A 19853-nucleotide genomic window follows, 5' to 3' on the forward strand; every position below is an offset into this window, starting at 1 on the left:
AGCAATTCGCGGGCATGGGCTCCGGCCGAAATGTCGGGAGACAGAGGCTGCATCCCGTCAAAACAGCAGGTGCGAAGGGGTGACCCGGTCGATGTAGATCAGGTAGTCGAACTGATCGGCAATGCCTTCGTCCCAAAACTCATTGTCCCACCTCAGCGCTCCGATGTGGCGGAATCTCATCCCGTTGATCCATTCGAGGGCTGGGGCCTGCTCCTCGCGCATCTGCCGCAGGTCGAGGATAAAGATAGGCTCGCCAAGCTGGTGCAGCAGGTGTTCGAGCGTGCCGGGCGGGGCCGTCTGCACGTCGTGCTGCAACTCCTCCGAGTCGGGGACGGTGATCGTGCAGCGCCCGCGGTAGAAGGTGAATCCGAAATTGACGTAATCCGCACCGAGCCTGTCCTGAAGCCAGCGGCCCAAACGGTCGTCCGCTTTGGATATGTGGCCGTTATGGGCCCAGAGCACGATCCGCGAATCGGGATACTGCCCCCGGAGCCACAGCAGGTTATCCGCCATGCAGCGATCCCGCCAGTAGATGTTCTCCCCCAAACCCAGGTACTGCCGGATGAGGGTGATCCACTGCCGCAGCATCGCCCGGTCGTGCGCATCGGGAACCGACGGGTCGATCCGGGATTCGATCGCGTCGAGTCCCTGTGCGATTTCACGGGCCAGTCGAGGGTCGATCTGTGCGCGATACTCGTTGTCGTAAGTCAATACTTTGTCCAATTTCGGACCGATCTCGTCCAGCCGTTGTACGGCCGTTGTATCCTTGCCCAATGCCATGCGGAGCAGCGATTCGGTCATGTCGGTCATTTGCATGTCGATGCCCCAAAAGCGGATCGGATGGCCGTCGGCATTCCGCTGCCGCATCCATTCGACGAGCGACAGCACCTCGTGTGTATCCCAGACCCACATGCCCAGTCCGAAGATCGCGGCCTTTGCCGTCCCGATGCCGCGACGGATGTAGTTGTCCAGAAAGACCCCTTCGCCCATTCCGGCTTCGAAAACCACCTGATCAAACTCCTGTCGGGAGGTCAGATAGCGGATCAGGCGCTCCTTCATACGGAAGATCTCGCTGGCTCCGTGGGAGTTCTCTCCCAGTGCGACCACCTTGCATGTCCCGACCAGCGGGTCGAGCAGTTGCAGTTTGCCGGAATCCGCCTCGGTCGGGTCACATCCCCGCAGCGGATAAAGATACTTCCGCAGCGTCCTCTTCTCCTGACGGGTCAGACGGGTTCTGGGCGTCGAAATCATCGGATCCGGCAGACGCCGGCCGTCGATCCGGATCTCGAAATCGTCGAACCAGGCGCGTCCTCGCCCTTTCAGCATGCCGCCGATGCTGATTCCGGAGGCCGAGTCGGGAATCTGCCTGCGGAGCGTGATGCGGAGCCAGTCGGTCGTGCCGCGGACGCCGCGGCCGAGTGTGTCGAGCGTGAGAAGGGTGTGGCCTGCCTCTCCCGACGGGAAGAGGACCAGATCGGCAAAACCTTCCGTTACCTCCTCTGTACGGATCCAGCCGCTCAATTCGACCTCATGGCCGGCCGTCAGCGAGTCCGGCAGCATCAGGGAAAAATACGCCCATTCGTGTTTGGCCGTGTCGGTCTGTTCGAGCCGAAGGCTGGATTGGCCGTGGTGTCGGACGCGGCTGTCTCGGGTGGCGGTATAACCCCTGTAGGAGGGGTCGGGCAAGAACCATTGGGACGGCTCCCCTTGCAGGTTCGTATATTCGAAATCGAGGTTGTGCCGGCTCGAACGGGGCCGGTCCGCACAGCTGTGCAAAACGGCAGTCGCCAGAAGGATGGCTCCGGCAAGGGTCCGTGTGAAGGCGGGGTTCATGGTCGGTTGGTTTCAGGTGGTTTCGGCTTCTCTTCGTTTACGGCATCCATTCGACAATCCCCTCGACGGGGTGTTCCCGCAGCCAGGCCGTAAACTCTGCGTAGCTGCGCACGCCATCTGCCAGAACCGCCCGGTAATAGGCGATGCCGGGGATCTTCTCTTCGTCGGGCGTTTCGTATTTCAGACGCAGGATCGCTTCGCGCGTCTCCGGGGTCAGCACCGCCGCAATACGGTCGGCGACCCGTTCGAAGTTCCCTTCCCAGGGTGACCCTTCGGGCAGGTGGATCATGTCGATCTGCCACAGACGGCCGTCCTGCGCGGCATATTGCACGTGCCACTCGAGGCAGTTGTCTTCGGCGTCGAGCAGATTGGCGTATTCGATCTTCCGGACTCCGGGGTTTTGGGCGATGTGCGACAGGGCGGCGAAGCTGTCGCCGATGTACAGCGGGGCAGGGGAGTAGATGTGCAGGTCGATGTCGAGGTGCTTCATCAGCAGTCCCGAGCGGAGTGAGCCCACCAGATGGGGCGTGGCGCCAACCGAACGCCAGATGGCCTCGATCTGCAGTGTTTCGAGAATCGAGAGCGCCTCCCGCCGGTTGCGGTCGGCCAGTTCGAGAATGGTGGAGTCCATGGCGGTATGGGGCGGGGTTGTCGGTTGCCGGGTCAGAACAGCAGTCCCGACTCCTTGCCCTTCGGTGCTGCAGGGGCAGCCTCGCGAGGGGCCTGAGCCTCGGTTTCGCGCCGGCCCAGCAGGATCCGGGCCTGTGCCACGGCGGCGTCGGTGATCTCCGAGCCGGAGAGCATCTTGGCGATCTCCGTGACACGCTCGGCCTCCGAGAGGCGGGTGATCGAGGTGCGTCCGTCGCGCTTGTAGACCACGAAGTGGGCCGTGCCCTTCGAAGCGACCTGCGGCAGGTGGGTGATGTCCACGACCTGCATGCGGGCCGAGAGCGAGGCGATGATCTCGCCCATGGCATCGGCGATACGGCCCGAGACGCCCGTGTCGATCTCGTCGAAGATGATCGTCGGCAGCTGCATGCGCTCGGCGAGCAGGGCTTTCAGGGCGAGCATCACGCGCGAAAGCTCACCGCCCGAGGCGATTCGTTCGATCGGCTGCGGCGTGCGGTCGCGGTTGGCCGAGAAGAGAAACTGCACGCCGTCGCGGCCCGACCGCGTGAGTGCGCCGAGGTCCGAAAGTGCTACCTCGAATGTCGTGTCGGGCATGCCCAGCCGCGTGAGTGTCGCGAGGATCTCACGGGCAAAGTGCGGAGCTGCCTTCTCCCGGGCCTTGTGGAGCCGCTCGGCCAGCTCCCCGGCCTTGGTTTCGGCCTGTTGCAGGGCTGCTTCGACTTCGGCGATGCGTTCGTCGCCGTGGACGATAGCGGCGAGTTGCGCGGCGCAGCGGTCGCGCAGGGCGATCAGTTCCGCCTCGTCCGCCACGCGGTTCTTCTGCTGGAGCGAGATGAGCAGGTCGAGCCGTGCGGAGAGTTTCGAGAGCCGTTCCGGGTCGGCGTCTATGCGCTCGCTGTCGGCGGCGGCCGACGCGCCGATGTCCTTCAACTCCTCGATCACCGAGCGCAGCCGGTCGGCATATTCGCCGGCTCCCGGGTAGCTTTCGCGCAGGTGGGCAAGCTCCGTCTCCGAGTTCTTGAGTTGCGCCAGCACGCCCGTCTCGTCCGTATCGAGGGCGTTGCGCAGTGTGGTGATGGTCTCGCCGATCCGGTCGGCGTGTTCGAGTACCGCGAGCTCCGCCTCGAGCTCCGCCTGTTCGCCTTCCCGGAGGTTCGCGGCCGTCAGTTCGTCGGTCTGGAAGCGCAGCCACTCCTCGTTGCGGCGCCCCTCCTCGGCCTCGGCGCGCAGGGCCGAGGCCTCGCGGCGCAGTTCCGTTACCCGGGCGTACTGTGCCGCATAGCGGGCGAGCAGCTCGCCGTTGCCGGCCATGGTGTCGAGCGCCGAGGTGCGGAACTCCTCGGAGGAGAGGATCAGGTTCTGGTGCTGCGAATGGATATCCACCAGGCGGGTGCCTACCTCGCGGAGCTGGCCGAGCGATACGGGCACGTCGTTGATGAAGGCACGGCTCTTGCCCGCCGGGGTGATGACCCGGGTCAGGGTCGTCTCTGCGGCGTAGTCGAGGTCGTTTTCGGCGAAATAGGCTTCCAGTCCGCTTCCCTCCAGGTCGAAGGTCCCCTCTACCGAGCAGTTGCGCGCGGCGTCCTTCATGGCCGCTCCGTCGTTCTTGGCCCCCAGCAGCAGCCCGAGGGCGCCGAGCAGAATCGACTTGCCGGCACCCGTTTCGCCCGTGATGATGTTCAGGTGCGGGTCCAGCTCCATTTCGAGTTTGTCGATGAGCGCGTAGTTTTCGACCGAGAGTCGGCGTAACATGGCAGTGTCGGTTATTTGAGAATCGTTTCGAGTTTGTCCGCGATGCGTGCCGCCACCTCCCGCTTGGACATCAGCGGCAGCTCTTCGCGGCCAGCGCGGTCGATCAGTGTCACCTTGTTCGTGTCGCCGCGGAAACCCGCACCCGGGTCGCGCAGCGAGTTGAGCACGATGAAGTCGAAATTCTTTTTCGTGAGTTTGGCCTCGGCGTGGGCCTCTTCGTCGTCGGTCTCGAGGGCGAAGCCCACCAGGACACGGTCCCCTTTGCGGGCGCCCAGTTCGGCGGCGATGTCCCGCGTCCGGCGCAGCTCGATCGTCAGCCCGCCGTCGCCCTTCTTGATCTTCGTGTCGGAGACGTGTGCCGGGGTATAGTCGGCTACGGCGGCGCACATCACGGCGCCGTCCGATGCGTCGAAGGCCCCGACGGCGGCCTCGTACATCTCGGCGGCCGACAGCACGTCCACCCGCTCCACCCCTGCGGGTGTCGGCAGTGATGTGCGGCCGGTGACGAGTGTCACCGCAGCCCCGCGTGCCGCCAGTTCCCCGGCGATGGCATAACCCATCTTTCCCGACGAGTGGTTCGAAATGAACCGCACGGGGTCGATGGCCTCGATCGTGGCCCCGGCCGTGACGATCAGCCGTTTACCCGCGAGCGTCTTTTTTTTTTCGTCCAGCAGCCCGCCGACGAATGCCGCGATCCGGTCGGGTTCGGCCATCCGGCCCTTGCCCTGCAGACCGCTGGCCAGCTCGCCCTCTTCCGGCTCGACGATCCGCACGCCGCGTGCGGCCAGTGTCCGGAGGTTCTGCTGCGTCGCCTCGTGGGCATACATGTCGAGGTCCATGGCCGGAGCCACGACCACCGGACAGCGCGCCGAGAGATAGGTCGTCAGCAGCAGGTTGTCGGCCACGCCCGTGGCCATTTTGGCCAGCGTGTTGGCCGTAGCCGGGGCGATCAGGTAGCAGTCGGCCCACTCGCCCAGCGCCACGTGCGAATTCCAGGCTCCGTTCTCCGGGTCGAAGAACTCCACGAGTATCGGGTTCTTCGAGAGGGTGGCCATCGTGAGCGGGGTGATGAACTGTTTGGCGAGCGGGGTCATCACGACGCGCACGTCGGCGCCCGCCGTCTTCAATAAACGACACAGCACAGCCGCCTTGTAGGCTGCTATGCTGCCTGTGATGCCCAGCAGGATGCGGCGCCCGTCGAGCGGACGCCGCGTCGTTGCGTCGGATGCCATCTTGTCGAACGGTTTAGATCTCCTTCATCTCGCCGTCCTTGCCCTCCTTGTAGAGCAGCTCGTGGTCGAGGAACTCTTCGGTGGCGATGATCACCGGCTTGGGAAGTCGCTCGTAGTAGCGCGAGATCTCGATCTGCTCGCGGTTCTCGAAGGTCTCCTCCATCGTGTCTGTGGGCGACGAGAAGTCGGCGAGCTTGCGGTTCAGCTCGGTCTTCAACTCCGTAGCGATCTGGTTGGCACGGCGGGCGATGATGTTCACGCTCTCGTAGATGTTGCCGGTCTCCTTGTCCAAATCCACCAGCTTGCGCGTGATGGTGTTGTTGGGGATGTTCTTCTTGATTTCCATCTCTCTATTCGTTGTTGTCCTTGTTGTTGCGGTCCAGGTAGTCGCGGGCGTGCTGCGCCATGCGCTCCAGCTCCTTGATGTGTTTCGACTCGGGGTACTCCTCCTTGAACGAGAGGTAGGAGTCGAGCATCGCCAGGTAACGGTCCGTCTGCTTGTCGGCGACCGAGTTGCTGGCCAGCCGGTAGCTCGAATCCACGATCAGGTACATGATCTGCTCGCGGTGCTTGCTGTCGGGGTATTGCTTCAGGGCGTTTTTCAGCGCCACGATAGCCGACTTGTAGCGGCCGATCTTGTAGTAGGTATAGGCGTTGATGTATGACTTCTCGTGCAGCCGCTCGGTCAGCTCGTCGTTGATCTTGCGGAAATTCTCGATCTGGTCGCTGTTCGGGTAGCGCGATATGAATTCGTTGATGGCGATGATGGCCTGTCCGGTCATCGTCTGGTCGCGCGACGGGGCCGGCGAAAGGTAGTAGAAGCAGAGTGCGTACATGCCCTCGGCATCCTCGATGAAGGCGCTGCGGCCGAACTTGCGGCGGAAGTCGTCGAATAGGGCCGAAGCCGTTTCGTAGTCGCGGTTCTTGAACTTGCAGCGGGCGTTGTAGAACGAGATCGTATCCTCGCGCGAGGTGCCTGCATAGTAGTGCTGTACGCCCTCGAAGAGTGTCGAGGCGCGCTGCCACTTGCCGATTTCGTAATATTCGAGCGCCTTGCTGTAGATCAGTTCGGGCTTCCCGCTTTTGAGCAGGGCATTGATGCCGGAGCATCCTCCGAGCAGGAGGGCGAGAACCGCTCCGCACAGGACATATGAGAAAGTCTGCTTCATTTATGAATCTTTTACGGCGCTTTATCGCGCAAAGTTACGCATAAATAAACGATTTGCAAAAAAAAATATTGCCTGCCGGAGTTCATTCTCCGCAAAGGGGCTTCGGGCGGATGTTGCGGCGCGGCGGCACGATCGGGAAAAAAGATTTGGAAAAACGGAAATTCCTTGCTATCTTTGCTCTACAAACGCAATGGGGTTCTGATCCGCGAGGGTCAGGATTCTTGTTTTTTATGTTTTTTAAATATGGCTAAAGAGATTATCTATCTGACAGCGGAGGGTTACAAGAAACTCAAGGACGAGCTCGACCACATGCGTTCCGTCGAGCGTCCGGCGATTTCGGCGGCGATTGCCGAAGCGCGTGACAAGGGTGACCTTTCGGAGAACGCGGAGTACGACGCTGCCCGGGAGGCGCAGGGTCTGCTGGAGATGCGTATCGCCAAGCTGGAGGATACGATCGCCAATGCACGGGTCATCGACGAGTCGAAGATCGACAAGAGCAAGGTGCAGATCCTGAGCAAGGTGACGATGATGAACCACAATAACAACAAGCAGATGGTCTATACGATCGTCGCCGAGCACGAGGCCAACCTCCGTGAGGGCAAGCTGGCTATCGGGACCCCGATCGCCAAGGCGTTGCTCGGCCACAAGAAAGGGGACCGGGTCGATGTCGAAGTGCCGGCCGGTACGATCCATTTCGAGATTCTTGATATCAGCATCTGATCTCTGCGGGCGGGGCGGTCTCTGCTCCCGCGGCAAAAAAACGAGGCGTTCCGGATTCCCGGGACGCCTCGTTTTTTTGGTTATCTCTCCGCTCAGAGGGCGTTGATCTCGTGCAGGACGTTGTTCGTCTTGCGCACGGCGGCGGCCGATTCGGCGAACTTCGCCTCCTCCTCCTTCGTGAGCTCGATCTTCACGATCTTCTCGATGCCCTTGCGGCCGATGATGGCCGGAACACCGATGCAGATGTCCTCCTGTCCGTATTCGCCCTCGAGGTAGCACGAGCAGGGGATCAGCTTCTTCTGGTCGTTGAGGATTGCCTCCACCATCATGGCGGCGGCGGCTCCGGGGGCATACCAGGCCGACGTGCCGATGAGCTTGGTCAGCGTGGCGCCGCCGACCATCGTGCTCTGCACGGCCTCCTGCAGTTTCTTCTTCGATGCGAATTGCGTGACGGGCACGCCGTTCACCGTGGCCTTCGAGAGCAGCGGGATCATCGTCGTATCTCCGTGCCCGCCGATCACCATGCCGTCTACGTTGTTGATGTTGGCTCCGGTGGCCTTGGCCAGGTAGCACTTGAAGCGCGACGAGTCGAGTGCGCCGCCCATGCCGATGATGCGGTTCTTGGGCAGCCCCGAGCTCTTCAGCGCCAGGTAGGTCAGCGTGTCCATCGGGTTGGCCACGACGATGATGATGGCGCGGGGCGAGTACTTGATGACGTTGCCGATCACGCCCTTCATGATGTTGGCGTTCGTGCCGATCAGCTCCTCGCGCGTCATGCCCGGTTTGCGGGGGATGCCCGAGGTGATGACCACGACATCCGAGTTGGCGCTCTTCCTGTAGTCGTTGGTGGCGCCGACGAGCTTCGTATCGAAGTCCATCAGCGTGGATGTCTGGTACATGTCCAGCATCTTGCCCTCCGAGAGTCCCTCCTTGATGTCGATCAGGACCACTTCGCTCGCCACTTCGCGGCAAGCCATCACATTCGCGCAGGTCGCACCTACGGCGCCTGCTCCGACGACAGTAACTTTAGACATAGCGGTTGTAGTTTTTTAGGGTTGTGTAGCCTCAAGCCGGAAGCGTAGCCGGCCCGGGTGGTGTCTCCTTCCCGGGCCGGACTGCCGGAATTGTATCAGCCGATCAGTTGCTCGTAGGCGGCTGCGTCGAGCAGGGCATCGTACTCCGCGGGGTTGCTCATGCGGACCTTGACGAGCCAGCCTTCGCCGTAGGCGTCGCGATTGACGATCGCCGGGTCGGCATCCACGGCCTCGTTGAACTCCAGGATCTCGCCGCCGACCGGCAGGAAGGCGTCGCTCACGGTCTTCACGGCCTCGATCGAACCGAAGACCTCGCCTGCGGCAAGGGTCTCGCCGACGGTCGGCACGTCCACGAAGACGATGTCGCCCAACTGGCTCTGTGCGAAGTCCGTGATGCCGATTACGGCTACGTCTCCCTCGATGCGGCACCATTCGTGGTCGTTCGAGTATTTCAGATTTGCAGGTACGTTCATGGTATTTTCGTTTTTAAGTGATTAGACCAATGCAAATATAGCTGTTATTTTGGTAACAGCAAGGATTTGTCCCGGTTTTTTATGACGAATTCGACCTCGCGGAAGAGGTATCCGTGCAGCGAGCCGTCGTCGTGGCGCAGGAGCAGTTCGCCCGTGGGGCGGACCCCCTCGATCACGGCCTCGAAGCCTGTGCCGTCGGGCAGGCGGAAGGGACGGCGTTCGCCCAGTCCGTACATCCGCTGCCGGAATTCGCGCTGGAGCGACTCGCGGTCGCCGCGCTCGAGCTGTGCGTAGCGCGCCATGCAGTGGCGGCGGAACGATTCGAGCACCTCGGTGCGGTCGAAGGTGCGGCCGGCGGCCTGCGCCATCGATACCGGGTTGGGCAGCGAGGGGTCGAACTCCTTCTGGTTTACGTTGATGCCGATGCCGGCGATGGTGCGCTGCAGTGTGGTGCCCGAGCAGGTGTGTTCGATGAGCATGCCCACCATCTTGCGGTCGCCGAAATAGATGTCGTTGGTCCACTTGATGCGGGTGTCGATGCCGAATCCGGCCAGGCAGTCGGTCAGTGCGAGCGTCACGACCTCCGAGAGCAGGAATTGCTCGGCAATGGGCAGAAACGTGGGCTCGAGCACCAGCGAGAAGGTGATGCTCTCGGAGGTGCTGGTCCAGGTATGGCCGCGCTGGCCGCGCCCGGCGGTCTGGCGTTCGGCCCAGACGATGTCGCCGTGGCGGTATTCCGGGCTTCGGGCGTCGTCGTTGGTCGAGGTGGTCTGTTCGATGCGGCGGATCATGCGGCGGTCAGGCTTGTACGCCGAAGTCGCGCAGGGCGTCGTTCAGCGAGGTTTTCTTGTCGGTTGATTCCTTGCGGCGGCCGATGATCAGCGCGCACGAGACGCTGTATTCGCCGGCCGGGAACTGCTTGCGGTAGCTGCCCGGGATGACTACCGAGCGGGGCGGTACGTAGCCCTTGTAGGTAACGGGCTCGGGTCCGGTGACGTCGATGATGTGGGTCGAGCCGGTGATGACGGTGTTCGAGCCGAGCACCGCCTCGCGGCAGATGTGCGCCCCCTCGACGACGATGGCGCGCGAGCCGATGAAGCAGTTGTCCTCGATGATGACCGGTGCGGCTTGCACGGGCTCGAGTACGCCGCCGATCCCCACGCCGCCCGACAGGTGGACGTGGCGCCCGATCTGTGCGCACGAGCCGACCGTGGCCCACGTATCGACCATCGTGCCCGTATCGACATAGGCGCCGATGTTCACGTAGGAGGGCATGAGGATGGCTCCCGGGGCGATGTAGGCGCCGTAGCGCGCCACGGCGTGCGGCACGGCCCGCACGCCCAGCTCCTCGTAGCCGTGCTTGAGGTCCATCTTGTCGTACCACTCCAGCTCGCCGGCCTCCATGCGGCGCATGGGCTGGATCGGGAAATAGAGGATCACGGCCTTCTTGACCCATTCGTTCACCTGCCACCGGCTCTGTTCGGGGTCGGTGGGTTCGGCGGTGCGGAGTTCGCCCCGGTCTACGAGGCGGATCACCTCGCGGATGGCCTCCTGCACGGAGGCTTCGGCGAGCAGCTCGCGGTTCTCCCACGCCTGCCCGATTATGGTCTGGAGTTCGTTGTACATGTCTCTCTGCGGTTTTGAAGGCCAAAGTTACGCAAAATCTTCGATTTTTTCCTAACTTTGTGCCGTTTGACCTTCAACCCTTCCGAGTATGAAGAACTTATTTCTCAGAACGGCCCTCGTGCTGGGGGCCATGGCTGCCGCAGGTTGCGGAAATACGAACATGAAACAGATAAAGCATCTGCCCTATCCCGAGACCGAACGGGGCTCGGTGACGGACAACTATTTCGGCGTGGAGGTGGCCGACCCCTACCGCTGGCTCGAGGACGACCGTTCGGAGGCCACGGCCGCATGGGTCGAGGCCGAGAACGCCGTGACGGAGGACTACCTCGCGCAGATTCCTTTCCGCGGGGCGATCCGCGACCGGCTGACCGAGCTGTGGAACTATCCCAAGGAGGGGGCGCCCTCGAAGCACGGCGACTGGTGGTACTATTATTATAACGACGGGCTGCAGAACCAGTCGGCGCTCTACCGCACGAAGCGGCCCGGTGAGGCGGGCGAACTCTTCCTCGACCCCAACACGCTCTCCGAGGACGGTACGGTGGCGCTGGCCGCGGCGTCGTTCTCGAAGGACGGCCGCTACCTGGCCTATGCGGCGGCCGCATCCGGTTCGGACTGGGTCGAGATCCGGGTGGTGGATACCGCTACGGGAACGCTGACCGAAGACCGCATTGAGTGGGTGAAGAACTCCGGCGCCACGTGGTCGCCCGACTCGAAGGGTTTCTACTACAGTGCCTACGATGCCCCCGAGAAGAGCGTCTATTCGGACCAGAACCAGTTCCAGAAGGTCTACTACCACGAGCTCGGCACGCCGCAGTCGTCCGACCGCCTCGTCTACGAGGACAAGAACCACCCGCTGCGCTACTTCTGGGTATGGCCCTCGGAGGACGGCAAGTGGCTCTTCGTATGCGCTTCGGAGGGAACCTCCGGGACCGAGGTGCTCTATCGGAAGACTTCCGAGAAGAGCTTCCGTACGCTGCTGCCGGGCTTCGATGCCGACTACGGTGTGGTGACCGTCGAGAACGACCGTCTCTACTACGTCACCAACCGCGATGCCTCGAACTACACGCTGCGGCGCATCGACCTGAACCGTCCCGCGAAGGACGAGGTGGTGATCCCCGAGAATGCGAAGAATCTGCTTGAGGGGGTCGGCACGGCCGGCGGATACCTCTTTGCCGCCTACCTGCAGGATGCGCAGAGCCGCATCGCGCAGTATGACTTCGAGGGCAAGCTGGTGCGTGAGGTGGCGCTGCCCGCCATCGGCTCGGTGAGCGGCTTCGGCGGCGAGAAGGAGGACAAGGAGATCTACTACTCGCTGACGAACTATACGGCTCCTGCGACAATCTACCGCTATGACATCGCCACGGGTGAATCGACCCTCTACAAGGCGCCCGAGGTACGCTTCGATCCCTCGCTCTTCACCACCGAGCAGGTCTTCTATCCCTCGAAGGACGGCACGCAGGTCCCGATGTTCATCACCCGCCGCAAGGACATGAAGCTCGACGGCAAGAACCCCTGCCTGCTCTACGGGTACGGCGGTTTCCAGATCAACATGACCCCGGGATTCAGCCCCGCGGCGCTGATGTTCGTCGAGCAGGGCGGCATCTACTGCGTGGCCAACCTGCGCGGCGGTTCGGAGTACGGCGAGTCGTGGCACCGGGGCGGCATGCTCGAGAACAAGCAGAATGTCTTCGACGACTTCATCGCTGCGGCCGAGTACCTGATTGCCAACAAATACACCTCGTCGGACAAGCTGGCGATCAACGGCGGCTCGAACGGCGGCCTGCTGGTCGGTGCCTGCGAGGTGCAGCGTCCCGACCTCTATGCCGTCTGCCTGCCGCAGGTCGGCGTGCTGGACATGCTGCGCTACCACAAGTTCACGATCGGCTGGGGCTGGGCCGTGGAGTACGGCTCGTCGGAGAACGAGGAGCAGTTCGGCTATATCTACAAATACTCCCCGCTGCACAACATCCGGGAGGGTGTGAAGTATCCTGCCACGCTCGTCATGACGGCCGACCACGACGACCGTGTCGTCCCGGCACACTCGTTCAAGTTCGCCGCGCAGCTGCAGCACTGCCAGGCGGGCGAGGCTCCGGTGCTCATCCGCATCGAGTCGAAGGCGGGCCACGGAGCCGGCAAGCCCACCTTGAAGCGGATCGACGAGGCGGCCGACATGTACGCCTTCCTGTTCCAGAACATCGGGGTGCCGTACCGCCCGGTCGGGAAGTAGGCGATATAAAAAGAAAATTAGGTTGGATTAGGTTTGAGATAACGACATGAAAGTATACAAATTCGGAGGAGCCTCGGTGAAGAATGCCGAGGGGGTGCGCAACCTGCGCAAGATCATCGACGACGAGCAGAACCTCTTTATCATCGTTTCGGCGATGGGCAAGACCACGAACGCCCTCGAGCGGGTCTTCGGGGCCGTGCAGAAGAGCGACCGCGCCGCGGCGATGGCCGAGATCACGGCGCTGCGCGAGTACCATGCGGCCATCATCGACGACCTGTGGCACGGCCCCCGGCGGCTGGATGCCGTCGAGGAGTTGTTCGCCGAACTCGAGCGGGTGGCTGCCAATACGGTCTACCGGACGGAGGATGCCGAGCTGTGGTACGACACGATCGTGGCCTTCGGCGAGCTGATCTCGACGACGATCATCTCGGCCTACCTCAATTATGCCGGGGTGGCTAACCGCTGGATCGACATGCGCCGCTGTTTCCTCACCGAGCAGCGGCACAAGGATGCCGGGGTGGACATCGAGGCTTCGGCGCCGCGCCTGAAGGCGGCGCTCGAGGGGGGCGGCGAGACGATTTTCGTCGGCCAGGGCTTCATCGGCGGCGCCCCCGACGGTACGACCACGACGCTCGGGCCCGCGGGGTCGGACTACTCGGCGGCCGCGGGTCTCTTGGGTTCGAACTGCTCGGCGGCCGTGGTGGCCAACATCCTCGAGGCCGAGTCGATGTCGGTGTGGAAGGATGTGGACGGTGTGCTGAACGCCGATCCGAAGATCTTCCCCGATGCCGTGCAGATTGCCGAGCTGAACTACCTCGATACGATCGAGTTGGCCTACAGCGGTGCGCAGATCATCCACCCGAAGACGATCAAGCCGCTGCAGAACAAGAACATCCCGCTCTACGTGCGTCCCTTCGGCGACAAGCGCAAGCCGGGAACGGTCATCCGTGCCATGTCGGCTCCGGTCGATGTGCCGATCCTGATCCTCAAGAAGGACCAGGTGCTGCTGACGATCCGTTCGCGCGACTTCTCGTTCGTGCTCGAGGAGAAGTTCGCCACGATCTTCTCTCTGCTCGAGCGCTTCCGCATCAAGGCCAACCTGATCCACAACTCGGCGGTGAACCTGAGTCTCTGCGTGGACAACTCGTGGCATATCGACGAGGCGGTGGCGGCGCTGCGCGAGGCCGGCTTCGACGTGATGAAGGCCGAGCGAATGGAGTTGCTGACGATCCGCGGCTATACCGATGACTTGTGGCGGCGTTACGCCCGCGGTCCGCAGGTCTTCATCCGGCAGGCGACACAGTCCACCGTCCGAGTGGTCCGCAAGCGCGACTGATGCCGGAGTAACGATTCGACGGCGGCCTTCCCTCTTTGGGAAGGCCGCCGGCCTTTTTGGGCGGGTGCGGGGGTGCCGTCATTTTTCGCAGACTGCGGCGCTTGCGGCCGCAAGGCGGAACGGACCCGGTTTTGTGACGGAGTGTCCGGGCGGGTTACGGCTCCTGCCGCAGTTTGTGGATGATGCCCAGCACGGAGGTCTCGCGGATCTCACCGCGGCGCTTCATCTCCCAGATCGTGCGGGCGATGTAACGCTCGATGTCGCGCTGGAGTCGTTTGTAGAGCGGGCAGGTGATGTAGTTCTCGTTGTCGAGCAGCACGTCGCGGATCGACCGCAGTGAGTTGGTGTAGTTGGCCATCTCGTTCTTGAGGGCCACGCCCCGCTTCTCGGAGGCCGTGATCCGCGCGATGGACATCTGGCGCAGTTTTTCGCAGACCGAGTTGAGCAGTACGAGCACCACGTTGTCCATCAGCGTGTGGCCGTGCATGAACAGGTAGGTGTTCTCGGGCTTCACGCCCCGTGCGCGGAGCTGCTCCTCAAACTCCCGCATCGGCTCGATCATCCGGGGGTTGCGCTGTGCGAGGAGGCGTTCGCGCTTCTCGACGTTGCGCTGCAGCCAGGCCAGCGTGTTGGCCCCGTTGTCCGCCAGGTCGAGGTAGCCGATGCGTACCGACGACTTGAAGTCGATGAGCGGGAAGACGCTCTCCGAGGAGAGCTGTGCCGAGAAGGCATACCACACGAAGAGCGGGTAGATCGTGCACGAGTAGTCGTGCATGAAGCGCACGAAGTCGAAGATGTGCGTATCGTTCTTGGTGGCCTTCACGCAGACGTTGTGCAGCGAGGGGGCGTAGCAGAGGTAGTTCTCGGTGGCGTAGGCGTAGGTGTGGAACATGAATTTGGCTCCGAGGACCTCCTTCGACTGCTCGGTGCGTCCGGCGAACAGGTAGTCGAAGTCCGAATCGACGCACAGCAGCATCTCCTCCGACGAGTCGGGGATCATGCCCATGAGCACCTTTTTGCCCTTGGGCAGGTCGCCGCGGTCGGGCACCGAGATTTCGAAGCGCAGGTAGGGGTTGTGGAAGTGGTCGAAGATGCCCCGCCAGAAGGCCACGTCCTCGTAACCCTCGACATAGACCCTCACCAGCCGCTGGTCCGGGTTGGCGGGCAGCGGCCGGGGCAGTTCGTCGAGCGTCGCCGGACGCGTGAAGGGGTTCATGCGGCGCAGTTTTTCCCGAATCTTGGTTCCCATACTTCAACAAAGATAGAAATTTTGCTAATTTTGCGCAAAATAACGGCGCCTTTCCGGCGTTTAATTCCTACTTTTCGAACACATCCTATGGCTGACAACGACTGGAAATCCCGCCTCGGGATGGTCTACTCGACCAATCCCGATTTCGAATACCGGACCGACGAGCGGACCGAGCCCGAGACGTTGCCTCCCGCACGGCAGCAGCTGCGTGTGTGGCTCGACCGCAAGCAGCGTGCCGGCAAGGTCGTGACGCTCGTGCGGGGCTTTGTCGGACGCGAGGCGGATCTGGCCGATCTGGCCCGCCTGCTGAAGACCCGCTGCGGCGTCGGCGGCGCCGCCAAGGAGGGCGAGATCATCATCCAGGGCGATCACCGTGACCGCGTGGTCGAGATACTCACCAAGGCCGGCTACGGCTGCAAAAAGGCGGGCTCCTGACGTGATGTGCCATCCGAAAAAGATCCTTGCCGCTCTCGGCCTGCTGGCGTGTCTGCTGGCGTGCGTGCAGCGCGCCTCCGCGCAGTATTACACGTGGGGTGCCGACGCCCCGATGAAGTGGTCTACGGTCCGCACCCCCGACGTACGGATGATCTATCCCGACACGGCTGCGGCCCTGGCCGCCCGGACGCTCTTCTACGTGCGTGCGGTGCGTCCGTCGATCGACTACGGCTTCCGCCACGGCCCGATGCGCATCCCCTTCGTCCTGCACCCGGAGAATTTCGAGTCGAACGGATTGGTGATGTATCTCCCGAAGCGTGTGGAGTTCCTCACTTCGCCGGCCATTGACAGCTACTCGATGCCGTGGTACAAGCAGCTTGTGGCCCACGAGTACCGCCATGCCGTGCAGTACAACAACCTCGACCGCGGTGTGATCCGCGCCCTGAGCTACGTGCTCGGGCAGCAGGGATCGACCATCGGCCTGCTCTGCATGCCGATCTGGGCCATGGAGGGCGACGCCGTGATGTCCGAGACGATGATGTCGTCGTTCGGCCGGGGGCTCCAGCCCTCCTTCTCGATGGCCTACCGCGCGATGGGGCGCGTGGGGCGCAACCGCCGGGGAACGCGCGACCGGCGCAATATCGACAAGTGGTTCTGCGGCTCCTACCGCGACTACATCCCCGACCACTACGAACTGGGTTACCAGATCTGCTCGTATGCCTGGGAGCGCTACGGTGAGAACATCTGGGACCGGGTGGCTTGGTACGGATCGCGCAACCCCTACCTGATCGCCACGACCCGGGCCGGGTTGGAGAAATATTACGACACGAATGTGTCGGAGCTCTTCCGTGAGACCTTCGACGAACTGGAGCGCTTCTGGGATTCGCTTCCGCAGACCGAGGACAGCGCCGCGACGCTCACGCCGCTGCCCGAGGGCAACCATACCACCTATCAGTGGCCCCTGCCGCTGGGCGATACGGCCGTGTTGGCCGTGAAGAGCGATTTCGACCGTACGTCGCGCTTCGTGATGATCGACCGGCGGACAGGCTGCGAGCGGACGGTGGCCCGCACGGGGCTCATCTCGACACGGCCGTCGCTGGCCGACGGGCGGGTGTGGTGGACCGAGTACCGGCGTTCGACCCTCTTCCAGCAGCGGGTCAATTCGCAGCTCTGCTGCATGGATCTCACCGATGGCCGCCCCCGGACGGTCGCGGGAAACCGGCGGGCGCTCTATGCCACGGCGGTCCCCGGGGCGCTGGGATGGGTCGAGTATGCTTCCGACGGGCGCTATACGGTGATCGTCCGGCGCGGGGAGACGGGACCCGAGGAGCGGTTCGCCGTGCCGGCCGACAAGGAGATCCACGGGCTGGCGTGGGACGACCTGACGGTGGCCTGGTATGTGCTTGTCACCGACGACGACGGCATGTGGCTCGGGCGTATCGACTGCGAAGGACTCCACCCGGTGACCCGGGGGGCCTACATCACCCTCTCAGACCTTCGGGCCGGGGGCGGACGCCTCTATTTCGGCTCGATCGCCTCGGGACGGGACGAGGTGCATTGCTACGATCTGGTCGAACGGCGCGAATTCCGCATCTCGACCTCGAAATACGGATCCTTCGATCCCGCCCCGGCCGGCGGGGGGCGCGTGCTGCTCACGACCTACGACCGGCTCGGCTACCGTGTGACGGAACAGGCGGCGGACTCCCTGCCGACGGTCGTCGAACTGGCACGCCTGCCGCTCAATCTGGTCAATCCGCCGCGCAGGCGCTGGGAGGTAGTCAATCTCGATACGGTGCGCTTCACGCGGGCGGACTCCGTGGCACAGAGCGGCTCCTTCCGCCGCAAGCGTTATGCCAAGGTACCCAACCTGGTGAACGTGCACAGCTGGATGCCGTTGGCGTTCAATCCGTTCGCTGCGGTGGACGAACACGTCATCGATGCCAATCTGGGCGTGACGCTCCTTTCGCAGAACCTCCTCTCGAATACCGAAGCCTACCTCTCCTACGGATGGAACGGCTCGGAGGGGTCGCTTTTCAACCTCGGGGTGCGCTATACGGGCCTCGGCGTACAGTTTGACCTCGACGCCTCGTATGGCGGCAACCAGCTCTTCTATTCGCTGGCCTCGTATGATCCCGTGACCGGCAGCCCGGTCTATCAGTCGCGTCCGGCTCCCGACAAGTACTACTCCGTGGGGCTGACGGCCACCCTTCCGATCTACATGCAGCGCGGCTACCATACGCGGCAGCTGTCGGTCTGGACCGGCTGGAACTACTCGAACGGCATGGTGGCCGACCTGGACAAGATCGAGTGGGTCGATGGCGGCATCCACAACATCCAGCGGGTCGGCTTCCGGAAGGGATTGCACAAGCTCTCGGTCGGCGTCGGCTTTGCCGACCAGGTGCGCATGGCCCACCGCGACCTGGCGCCGCGCTGGGGCTATTCGCTCTCGGCCTCCTACACGTGCGATCCGGTGAACCCCAATTTCAGCGACCTCATTTCGTTCTACGGCATGACCTATCTGCCGGGAGCTGCGCCTCACCACTCGCTGCAACTCGCTGCAACGTTCCAGACCTCGGTCGGCGGCTACAAGTTCCCGTCCGGATACGCTCCCCTGAGCTACAAGTCCACGCAGCTCATCCCGAGGGGCTTCTCCTCGTCGGAGATCGTTTCGAACGACTACACGGCCGCGCGGATCAACTACCAGCTGCCGCTTTGCTATCCGGAGGGCGGCATCGGGTCGGTTCTCTACATCAAGCGGATCCGCCTGGCCGCGGGCGGCGACTACGCGCAGTTCCGCCGTCCGGGAGCGGACGGCATGGAGTGGCGGAGGATCTGGTCGGCGGGCGGCGATCTGATCTTCGACATCAACGCCTTCCGTCAGCCGGCCTCGGCGACGGCCACCTTCAAGCTCTCGTGCTACCATCCTTCGACGGGCGGAGTCTGGATTGCCGGCTCGCTCGGGCTGCCGTTCTGATATTTTTCGTATCTTTGCACCAAAATTCCGGGATATGACACAACCGAAGAAGTCGGGCATCGGCCCGAAGACGATAAAATGGATCTGGGCGATCGCCTTCGCCCCGTTCGTCCTGCTGGCCCTGATGCTTGCGCTCACGGCGCTCGGCGTATTCGGGCGCATGCCCTCGTTCGAGGAGTTGGAGAACCCGCGCAGCAACCTTGCGACGGAGGTCTACTCTGAGGACGGTAAGGTCATCGGCACCTTCTTCGTGCAGAACCGCTCTCATCGGCACCTTCTTCGTGCAGAATCGCTCTTACGTGCAGTATGCCGACCTCTTCCCGGCCGACTCGACGCTCCACATCCGCCTCGACGGCCGTGAGGTGCCGCCGATCGTCGCGGCGCTCATCGCGACGGAGGATGTCCGGTTCCGCAGCCATTCGGGAATCGACATTCCCTCGCTGGCCCGTGTGGCGGTGAAGACCGTGCTCATGCAGAACACCTCGCAGGGCGGCGGATCGACCATCACGCAGCAGCTGGCCAAGAACCTCTTTCCGCGCGATACGGCCCGCAACCGCGGCCGCGTGGCCCGCATGGCCAAACTCGTCACCTCGAAGTTCAAGGAGTGGATCACGGCCCTCAAGCTCGAGTACAACTATACGAAGGAGGAGATCGCCGCGATGTACCTCAATACGGTCGAATACGGATCGAACGCCTACGGCATCAAGTCGGCGGCGCACACCTTCTTCAACAAGGAGCCGCAGGACCTCAATGTCCAGGAGGCTGCCGTGCTTGTTGGGGTGGTGAACGCCCCGACGCGCTATTCGCCCGTGCGCAACCCCGAAAATGCGCTGGCTCGCCGCAACCTGGTGCTTTCGCGCATGGAGAAGGCCGGGGCGCTGACCCGCCGCGAGTACGACTCGATCGCTGCGCTGCCCATCGTGCTCAACTACAAGCCCGTGTCGCACAACGAGGGTACGGCCACCTATTTCCGCGAGATGCTCCGCCTGGTGATGACGGCCGACCGTCCCCGCCGCAACCAGTTCTACACTGAGTGGGACTACGAGGAGGCGGTGCGCGAGTATGAGGAGAATCCGCTCTACGGCTGGTGTCACAAGAATGTCAAGGCCGACGGCACGCCCTACAACATCTACCGCGACGGACTGAAGATCTACACGACGATC

16 protein-coding genes and 1 pseudogene (1 of these 17 running past the window's edge) are annotated in these 19853 nt (G+C 63.0%); 6 read left to right on the forward strand and 11 right to left on the reverse strand.

Annotated features, from left to right (window positions below):
* Positions 1 to 57: 57 nt before the first annotated feature.
* The 6 genes from QZL63_RS05740 to QZL63_RS05765 are packed head-to-tail and all read right to left on the reverse strand — an operon-like array spanning position 58 to position 6616.
* Positions 58 to 1833, reverse strand: a complete 1776-nt coding sequence (locus QZL63_RS05740) for an erythromycin esterase family protein (protein WP_022308377.1) — start codon at positions 1831 to 1833, stop codon at positions 58 to 60.
* Positions 1834 to 1870: 37 nt separating this feature from the next.
* Positions 1871 to 2464 carry a nucleotidyltransferase domain-containing protein gene (locus QZL63_RS05745; RefSeq protein ID WP_022308378.1) on the reverse strand — a complete coding sequence of 198 codons (594 nt, stop codon included), beginning with the start codon at positions 2462 to 2464 and terminating at the stop codon, positions 1871 to 1873.
* 32 nt (positions 2465 to 2496) lie between these two features.
* Positions 2497 to 4215: a DNA repair protein RecN gene (gene recN, locus QZL63_RS05750; protein ID WP_022308379.1), complete on the reverse strand. Its 1719-nt coding sequence runs from the start codon at positions 4213 to 4215 to the stop codon at positions 2497 to 2499.
* An 11-nt stretch (positions 4216 to 4226) separates the two neighbouring features.
* Positions 4227 to 5447, reverse strand: coding sequence for a bifunctional phosphopantothenoylcysteine decarboxylase/phosphopantothenate--cysteine ligase CoaBC (gene coaBC, locus QZL63_RS05755; protein ID WP_022308380.1), 1221 nt, complete (start codon positions 5445 to 5447; stop codon positions 4227 to 4229).
* Between the two features lie 13 nt (positions 5448 to 5460).
* On the reverse strand, positions 5461 to 5793 hold the full coding sequence (locus QZL63_RS05760; RefSeq protein ID WP_022308381.1) for a DNA-directed RNA polymerase subunit omega: 333 nt from the start codon (positions 5791 to 5793) through the stop codon (positions 5461 to 5463).
* A 4-nt stretch (positions 5794 to 5797) separates the two neighbouring features.
* A complete protein-coding gene (locus tag QZL63_RS05765; RefSeq protein ID WP_022308382.1) occupies positions 5798 to 6616 on the reverse strand; it encodes an outer membrane protein assembly factor BamD in 819 nt (272 codons plus the stop codon).
* A gap of 243 nt (positions 6617 to 6859) precedes the next feature.
* On the opposite strand from QZL63_RS05765, the gene greA reads away from it, so the two are divergent.
* Complete coding sequence (gene greA / locus QZL63_RS05770) at positions 6860 to 7336, forward strand: transcription elongation factor GreA (protein WP_290586176.1); 477 nt, start codon at positions 6860 to 6862, stop codon at positions 7334 to 7336.
* A 92-nt stretch (positions 7337 to 7428) separates the two neighbouring features.
* Here the strand turns inward: greA and mdh are convergent, their stop codons facing one another.
* The 4 genes from mdh to QZL63_RS05790 all read right to left on the reverse strand — a co-directional run bounded on the left by mdh (position 7429) and on the right by QZL63_RS05790 (position 10469).
* Positions 7429 to 8370, reverse strand: a complete 942-nt coding sequence (gene mdh / locus QZL63_RS05775) for a malate dehydrogenase (RefSeq protein WP_022308384.1) — start codon at positions 8368 to 8370, stop codon at positions 7429 to 7431.
* A gap of 95 nt (positions 8371 to 8465) precedes the next feature.
* Positions 8466 to 8843 carry a glycine cleavage system protein GcvH gene (gcvH, locus tag QZL63_RS05780; RefSeq protein WP_022308385.1) on the reverse strand — a complete coding sequence of 126 codons (378 nt, stop codon included), beginning with the start codon at positions 8841 to 8843 and terminating at the stop codon, positions 8466 to 8468.
* 44 nt (positions 8844 to 8887) lie between these two features.
* Positions 8888 to 9634: a biotin--[acetyl-CoA-carboxylase] ligase gene (locus QZL63_RS05785; protein WP_022308386.1), complete on the reverse strand. Its 747-nt coding sequence runs from the start codon at positions 9632 to 9634 to the stop codon at positions 8888 to 8890.
* A gap of 7 nt (positions 9635 to 9641) precedes the next feature.
* Positions 9642 to 10469: a 2,3,4,5-tetrahydropyridine-2,6-dicarboxylate N-succinyltransferase gene (locus QZL63_RS05790; RefSeq protein WP_022308387.1), complete on the reverse strand. Its 828-nt coding sequence runs from the start codon at positions 10467 to 10469 to the stop codon at positions 9642 to 9644.
* Between the two features lie 88 nt (positions 10470 to 10557).
* Here QZL63_RS05790 and QZL63_RS05795 point away from each other — a divergent pair, with 88 nt between their 5' ends.
* Positions 10558 to 12696 carry a prolyl oligopeptidase family serine peptidase gene (locus QZL63_RS05795; protein ID WP_022308388.1) on the forward strand — a complete coding sequence of 713 codons (2139 nt, stop codon included), beginning with the start codon at positions 10558 to 10560 and terminating at the stop codon, positions 12694 to 12696.
* A 46-nt stretch (positions 12697 to 12742) separates the two neighbouring features.
* Positions 12743 to 14032 carry an aspartate kinase gene (locus QZL63_RS05800; RefSeq protein WP_022308389.1) on the forward strand — a complete coding sequence of 430 codons (1290 nt, stop codon included), beginning with the start codon at positions 12743 to 12745 and terminating at the stop codon, positions 14030 to 14032.
* A 154-nt stretch (positions 14033 to 14186) separates the two neighbouring features.
* On the opposite strand, the gene QZL63_RS05805 is transcribed toward QZL63_RS05800, so the two are convergent.
* Positions 14187 to 15281, reverse strand: coding sequence for a DUF4435 domain-containing protein (locus QZL63_RS05805; RefSeq protein ID WP_022308390.1), 1095 nt, complete (start codon positions 15279 to 15281; stop codon positions 14187 to 14189).
* Positions 15282 to 15368: 87 nt separating this feature from the next.
* Here QZL63_RS05805 and QZL63_RS05810 point away from each other — a divergent pair, with 87 nt between their 5' ends.
* The 3 genes and pseudogenes from QZL63_RS05810 to QZL63_RS05820 all read left to right on the forward strand — a co-directional run.
* Entirely contained in the window at positions 15369 to 15716 is a 348-nt protein-coding gene (locus QZL63_RS05810; protein ID WP_290586179.1) for a translation initiation factor, read from the forward strand.
* Positions 15717 to 15720: 4 nt separating this feature from the next.
* A complete protein-coding gene (locus tag QZL63_RS05815; protein ID WP_290586184.1) occupies positions 15721 to 18690 on the forward strand; it encodes a hypothetical protein in 2970 nt (989 codons plus the stop codon).
* A 34-nt stretch (positions 18691 to 18724) separates the two neighbouring features.
* Positions 18725 to 19853: pseudogene (locus tag QZL63_RS05820) on the forward strand (transglycosylase domain-containing protein) (it continues 1344 nt past the right edge of the window).

It is taken from the genome of Alistipes sp. CAG:268 (assembly GCA_000434235.1).
Lineage (GTDB): Bacteria > Bacteroidota > Bacteroidia > Bacteroidales > Rikenellaceae > Alistipes > Alistipes avistercoris.

Bases quoted from the DNA above. Each gene is read 5' to 3' on its own strand.
- gcvH (WP_022308385.1), bottom strand. From the start codon at position 8,843: ATGAACGTACCTGCAAATCTGAAATACTCGAACGACCACGAATGGTGC.
- greA (WP_290586176.1), top strand. From the start codon at position 6,860: ATGGCTAAAGAGATTATCTATCTGACAGCGGAGGGTTACAAGAAACTC.
- QZL63_RS05790 (WP_022308387.1), bottom strand. From the start codon at position 10,469: ATGTACAACGAACTCCAGACCATAATCGGGCAGGCGTGGGAGAACCGC.
- QZL63_RS05815 (WP_290586184.1), top strand. From the start codon at position 15,721: ATGTGCCATCCGAAAAAGATCCTTGCCGCTCTCGGCCTGCTGGCGTGT.
- QZL63_RS05765 (WP_022308382.1), bottom strand. From the start codon at position 6,616: ATGAAGCAGACTTTCTCATATGTCCTGTGCGGAGCGGTTCTCGCCCTC.
- QZL63_RS05795 (WP_022308388.1), top strand. From the start codon at position 10,558: ATGAAGAACTTATTTCTCAGAACGGCCCTCGTGCTGGGGGCCATGGCT.
- recN (WP_022308379.1), bottom strand. From the start codon at position 4,215: ATGTTACGCCGACTCTCGGTCGAAAACTACGCGCTCATCGACAAACTC.
- coaBC (WP_022308380.1), bottom strand. From the start codon at position 5,447: ATGGCATCCGACGCAACGACGCGGCGTCCGCTCGACGGGCGCCGCATC.
- QZL63_RS05810 (WP_290586179.1), top strand. From the start codon at position 15,369: ATGGCTGACAACGACTGGAAATCCCGCCTCGGGATGGTCTACTCGACC.
- QZL63_RS05740 (WP_022308377.1), bottom strand. From the start codon at position 1,833: ATGAACCCCGCCTTCACACGGACCCTTGCCGGAGCCATCCTTCTGGCG.
- mdh (WP_022308384.1), bottom strand. From the start codon at position 8,370: ATGTCTAAAGTTACTGTCGTCGGAGCAGGCGCCGTAGGTGCGACCTGC.
- QZL63_RS05745 (WP_022308378.1), bottom strand. From the start codon at position 2,464: ATGGACTCCACCATTCTCGAACTGGCCGACCGCAACCGGCGGGAGGCG.
- QZL63_RS05805 (WP_022308390.1), bottom strand. From the start codon at position 15,281: ATGGGAACCAAGATTCGGGAAAAACTGCGCCGCATGAACCCCTTCACG.
- QZL63_RS05785 (WP_022308386.1), bottom strand. From the start codon at position 9,634: ATGATCCGCCGCATCGAACAGACCACCTCGACCAACGACGACGCCCGA.
- QZL63_RS05800 (WP_022308389.1), top strand. From the start codon at position 12,743: ATGAAAGTATACAAATTCGGAGGAGCCTCGGTGAAGAATGCCGAGGGG.
- QZL63_RS05760 (WP_022308381.1), bottom strand. From the start codon at position 5,793: ATGGAAATCAAGAAGAACATCCCCAACAACACCATCACGCGCAAGCTG.